This is a genomic window from Nostoc sp. JL23, assembly GCF_017115065.1.
Lineage (GTDB): Bacteria > Cyanobacteriota > Cyanobacteriia > Cyanobacteriales > Nostocaceae > Nostoc > Nostoc punctiforme_A.
Genome location: NZ_JABXKN010000087.1, coordinates 1 through 5,700 on the forward strand (window position 1 = coordinate 1; position 5,700 = coordinate 5,700).

Annotated in this window: 3 protein-coding genes; all 3 read right to left on the reverse strand. The window is 42.1% G+C overall.

The window, feature by feature from the left end:
• Window positions 1–662 precede the first annotated feature (662 nt).
• Window positions 663–944 carry a hypothetical protein gene (locus HWQ42_RS17345; RefSeq protein WP_292814308.1) on the reverse strand — a complete coding sequence of 94 codons (282 nt, stop codon included), beginning with the start codon at window positions 942–944 and terminating at the stop codon, window positions 663–665.
• A 266-nt stretch (window positions 945–1,210) separates the two neighbouring features.
• A complete protein-coding gene (locus HWQ42_RS17350; protein ID WP_292814311.1) occupies window positions 1,211–1,840 on the reverse strand; it encodes a response regulator transcription factor in 630 nt (209 codons plus the stop codon).
• A gap of 83 nt (window positions 1,841–1,923) precedes the next feature.
• Window positions 1,924–5,700, reverse strand: a 3,777-nt coding sequence (locus HWQ42_RS17355; protein WP_292814314.1) for a PAS domain-containing protein, incomplete at its 5' end; no start/stop codon positions are given.

Genomic DNA, 5,700 nt, shown 5'->3' on the forward strand with positions numbered 1-5,700 from the left:
ACGACCTATATTCATCAATTCACTATTTTGTTATTCTGTCAATGCGTAAGTCCTAGTCTCCATACATCACCAACACTACAATCGCATTCAGTACACCTTTTGTGTGATCTTGTGTTGAAGGTGGGACGGATAACAAACTGCGATCGCGGTCAAAACTCACTGAGACCTCCGAATAAGAAAATGCTCATCGCCAGTGATCTCTTCTGAAATCCTTGTACTACCTGAGCTAAAATCTAGTTTTTGGAAAGGTCTAAGTCATTCAGAAGAAAATTAGATGATGCGTTAACGAAATGTAACACATCTATATTTATATATTTATGCCCACCTACTTATTAACTCTTTGGGATCTGTGTGAAATAAACTTACTTCATACGAATGAGTTGCTGTTGGTGTTTGTATGAATCTAAATATATGCAATTGACTCTGGTTTGTAGTCCGCTCAAATGAACTACTGTTTTGATGATCGCTCTACTGAGCATTGATTGATAATATCCCAACAAAGAGTGGAAGAACAAAGAAAAACGTCTATGGTTTTGCTTGGCTTTTAAACTAAACTGTTTAATTTGCACTTCCTGACATCTTCGCCAAATCTACCCCTAATAAAAAAGCTGGCTGTGATTTAGGCAGCTTTTTTATTAGGATGAAATAAAAAATGCTAAGGTTTACAAACACTCAGACAATCGGCAGCCTGCTAGCAAAGTTTTTTTCTTATCTAGAGCAGCATTTCTATTTTGAGATTGAGTTTGTTTGATGCTGTAATTAATTTTCAGGGCATCGTCTCCTAATGTATTGTGCTTTTTAATCGCTGTGTTTAAGATAGGTGCATTCCGATTCTTCTCTAGAGTCACACCCTGATTGATTTTGGCAATAGCAGAGTTTCCAGAGAAAGCTATTGCGCCAACGATTACGACTCCTAAACCTTTAGCCAAATTCCAAACATGCATAATTGTATTCCGCCTTTGTTACCAATTCTAAATATTCTTTGGCATCAATTAACTAGAGGATTTCGCCGCCAGTGATAAATCCGGGTTACATACTTTTGTTGAAGCTTTGGAGGCTTTCCGTACTATATGCAATTAACTCTAACTTGTCGTCCCCTAAAAGTTGAAACTTTTGCTCAATAGATTGATTGATAAATCAGTCCATCTCAAAATGGAATGTTGGCTCCAACTAAAGTTGGAATCTAAATTTGAACTTTAGTACAACTTCCTTACAAATTGACAATCCCTCGTTTAACAGCAATAATCACGGCTTGAGTGCGATCGTTCACTCCCAACTTACTTAAAATTCGATTAACGTGAGATTTGACAGTGCTTTCACCGATACTCAAAGTACTGCTAATTTCTAAATTACTCATTCCTTGCGCCATTAAACGCAGTACATCTAGCTCTCGCTCACTCAACTCTGGATTGCTCATCCTCTGCACTAGTTTTGCCCCTACTTCGGGTGGAATATACTGCTGACCGCGATGAATTGTGCGAATAGCACTCAGAAGTTCGTTGGGTTTAGCATCTTTGAGCAAATATCCTTTAGCGCCTGCCTGTAAACCACGATAGATATCTTCATCACCATCGTAAGTTGTTAGCACAACAATTCGGGCAGCTTTAAATTCAGCACAAATAGCAGTAATGGCTTCAACTCCTGGCATCTGGGGCATTCGTAAATCCATCAGCGTTACATCTGGTTGGTATTCACGAAAAAGCGTGATCGCCTGTTGTCCATCTTCTGCTTGAGCAATCACCGTCATCTCTGGATCACGGTTAATGATGGTTGCCAATCCTTGCCTGACAATGGAATGATCGTCAACAATCAGAATCCGAATATTCGTTGATTGGCTCATAATTATGAAAAAATTGAAAGTACAAACTGAGAAATTAAGCAATACTACACGTTGCGTTTCTGATCTTGCCTATTTAATAATTCTTAATCTCGATTGACAATGACAACAATTTCTGTCCCTTGCCCAGGTTGGCTCTGAATACTCAGTTGCGCTCCAAGATGTTCTGCCCTCTCGCTCATTCCCAGCAATCCAAATCCGCCAACAGCTGGGATCGTAGCAACCCCAAAGCCCCGTCCATCGTCTTTAACGCGTAGAATACATTGGGCATTGTCATATACCAACTCAACACGAATTTCCGCAGCATCAGCGTATTTTATGGCGTTGGTTAATGCTTCCTGCCCAATCCGTAGTAAGTTATTTTCAACCTCATCTGGTAAGGAATACGCTGTGCCTTTGATTTCGTAGATCAGAGCGGTATCGGCAGTGGCTCTCATTTGAGTCACAAGGCGATGAAGGGCACTATGTAAATTGCCATCCTCCAATAGCTGAGGACGAAGCGCTACCACCGATCGACGCGCCTCAGCAAGTCCGGTTCGTGCCAGTTCATCAATTATTTCCAGGTGTGCCTGTGTCGCTTCTATATCATCCGCTAGCACTTGTGTTGTAGCTCCTACTTGAACAAGAATGCCTGTGAAGGACTGTGCCAGGGTATCGTGAATTTCTCGCGCCATGCGGTTGCGTTCTTCCAGAATTGAGGCGTGTTCGGCTCGTTTGCGTTCACGCAGTGCAGCGTTTCGTTGTTCGCTAACATCCGTGATGAGACTGTAGAAGCCTCTCACTTGAGTATTGCGATCGCCTTTGGCGCTGTCCCTTGGGCAATCGCAATCGGGGATCAAGGTAGCACTGATGCACCTTTTACCCAGTGAAAAGGGAATTTCTGCTTCCAGGGTTACAGTTTGCCCTTCAAACACTTGATTGATAAACGGCTCAACCCGTTGATAAACCGGCTCACCCAGGAGTTCATGAACATACTTGCCCAAAATCTCATCTCGACTAAGGTTAAACCAAACCTCATAAGTGTGGTTAACAAACTGATAGCGCTGATTTGCATCCACGTAGCTGATAAGAACTGGTAGAGCGTCGGTGATTAGTCGTAATTCTTGTTCGCGTAAGCGAAGCTCGTCGTAGACATCGCGCAGTGCGGCTTCGCTTTTTTGTAAAGCCGCAGTTCGTTCTGCTACCTGTTGCTCTAGAGTGCGGTTGTAATTGGCTAAGAGGTGTTCTGCTTGTTTGCGCTCCGTGATGTCTTGAACGGCTGTAATCGAATAAGCCACGTTGCCCTGCTCATCAAATACTGGAGTTCCCCATGCCTCAACTGGGATGGTTACGTTATTTCGGCGAATTTCTGAATCGTCGATCCTAGTATGTTCGCCGCTCAACGCCCGCATCCCTGGCAATTTCTCAGTTGGATACTTTTGATCCGTTCCTGCTAAATAAATTTGATAAACCTCTGAGATTTGATCCAGTGTTATAGAAGGATCTATCCCTTTGCCCAATAGCTGAATTGCCTTTTGATTGAAGTAGTAAGGACTACCTACCGCATCCATGATTCCAATTCCTATTGGAATCGCTTCTAGAAACTGAGCCATCTTACTTTCACTCGCACGGAGCTTTGCATAGAGTTTGGCATTTTCGATCGCAATGGCTGCCTGGGTGGATAGCAGATTTAAGACTTGCGATCTCGTAGCGTCTCCTAATGCCTCCGGCACGCTTGCGCGAACGGAGAATCGCTCTGGTGTAAATGCCCCAGCCGCTAGTTTATTTTCTAGATACAACACGCCCACGAGCTTACCTTGATTGAGCATAGGTAAACATAAGATTGATTGAGTTTGATTGTGTTGAATATATTGATCGTTAATAAAATTACCTTCACGAGTAGCATCATTTAAAATGACACATTCATGAGTACGAATCACATAATTAATAATTGATTCAGGTAAATGATTTGCAGTTGGGATAGATTGTAACACTTGCGTAGCATAGGCATTCTCACCCTCATTGAATTCACTAGACGCTTCAATCACCCATTTTCCTGAGTTTTCCAAAATCAAAAATCCTGTTTGTGCGCCAGCATTTTCGATTAATATCTTCATCAAGGAACTGAGTAACTTATCCAATTCAATTTCACTAGAAATCGCAAGGGAAGCTTTCATCACCGCCGCTAAATCGAAAGCGATGGGTGAGTGATTAGAGGTGGTAACAGAAGTTTTGTGGATTGGCCCGGAAGCCATGCCCGACGATTGAGGAAATAGCTGGGAATAGCGAGTTTCTAAATCTTTGACTTTCGCAGATGCTCCCCATCGTTCATAGCAGTAATGTGCTTCCTTCATGTAAGTTTGGGCGATTTTTTCTCTACCTCTTGCCAGATAATGTTTAGCAGCTAATTCATAAGCTAATGCTTCTTCTTGCAAATACTCATTGTCTCTAGCTCCTTGAATTGCTTGTTCGTAGAACTCTTCTGCCTCAAGTAACTGACCCAAAACTCGTGCAATCTCTGCTTCCACTAAATAATATTTATGCAAATAATTCATTGGCGCATAAACTGCCCATTGCTTCATTTGCTCCTGGATAACAGCAACGTTTTTGAGAATTTCCTCTTGCGCTTGAGCGCTGCTTCCAGGAAATATTGCGAGTCTTGCTAGAGAGCTATAGAAGTAGTGTAAAGGAACGAGGGGTGTTGCACTGACGCGGATTACATGACTTTCCGCTATGGCTGCGTTCTCAGACGCCTGAACATACTCAGAAAATAGATAACATAGAATAAGTTTGTTGAGATGTACCAAAAAGAGTATAACTGCATCTTGTATTTCATGATGTGGCAGTCTATTTTCCTCGTTGTAGGATTCGCCAACGAGACGGGATGGATTGACCGAGCATCCCATCAAATTTAAAACAGACTGCTGAAATATTTGAGTCCAAGTGAGTGATGTTGTCTGTTTAATTTGATAGATTGCTTCACAGTATGTTGCCATCTCGTGTTCAACCTCTACAAGTTCTTTTCCAACGATAAAGAGTTGGAGGCAGTAAGTGAAAGCGCAATAGGCAGCAAACTCTAAATCTCCAGTTTCCAGACCACTTTGATAAGCTTCCAGAAATGGTTTCGATGTTTCTCTAATATGCTCTTTCCAGTGGGTGATGAAGTTAGTCACCATGAACAATGTTCTAGCTTTAAGTGAATGGATTTTCAGATGAGCTAACAGCCTTAATGTAAGCTGCCCAAACTCGTAGCCAGTCTCAATGTTGCCGACCATTCCACAAAGAATTAACCCAAAGTTGGCGTATGCAAAAGGAGACACAAACGTATTGCCATACTGAATTGATAAGTTGACCTGTTTAAACACAAGTAGAAGCACCAGATCGGGAGCTGCATGATAGGCAGCAAGGGTTATCCTTGAGAGAATTCGCATTGCTGCTAGCTTCTCTGGTTGAGCCATTTCTGGCAATTGGATCAAGTCCTGAATCGGCTCGTTGTCAAAGCGGGATATGATTATGTTTAGTTCAAGCTGAATATCTGACTGACTCAGTTTTTCGGGAAAACTGATCCCCAATTTCTGCAACACTTGCAATCCAGTATTTATTGCTTTTAATAGCTGGTTCTGCGCGATGTCGGTTTGAATTTTGACTTCGTAAACTTTTACAATATCGAGAATAGTCTTGCCTGATTGTAGAACGATCGCCACCCAGTATTCTACCTGTTCAAAATCGCCACATAAATACGCGACTTCTGTTGTTTCTAAATATAATTCTAATGTCAGATCATAGTTAGTTTGCCAGCTAGAAGCTGCTAGCCAAACTCTTGCTGTGGCTAAATATTTTTTCGCCATATTGTAGGCGATCGCAGCTTTTGCTTTCTGTCCTGC

Coding starts and splice junctions, on each gene's coding strand:
- HWQ42_RS17345 (WP_292814308.1), bottom strand. CDS start 944: ATGCATGTTTGGAATTTGGCTAAAGGTTTAGGAGTCGTAATCGTTGGC.
- HWQ42_RS17350 (WP_292814311.1), bottom strand. CDS start 1,840: ATGAGCCAATCAACGAATATTCGGATTCTGATTGTTGACGATCATTCC.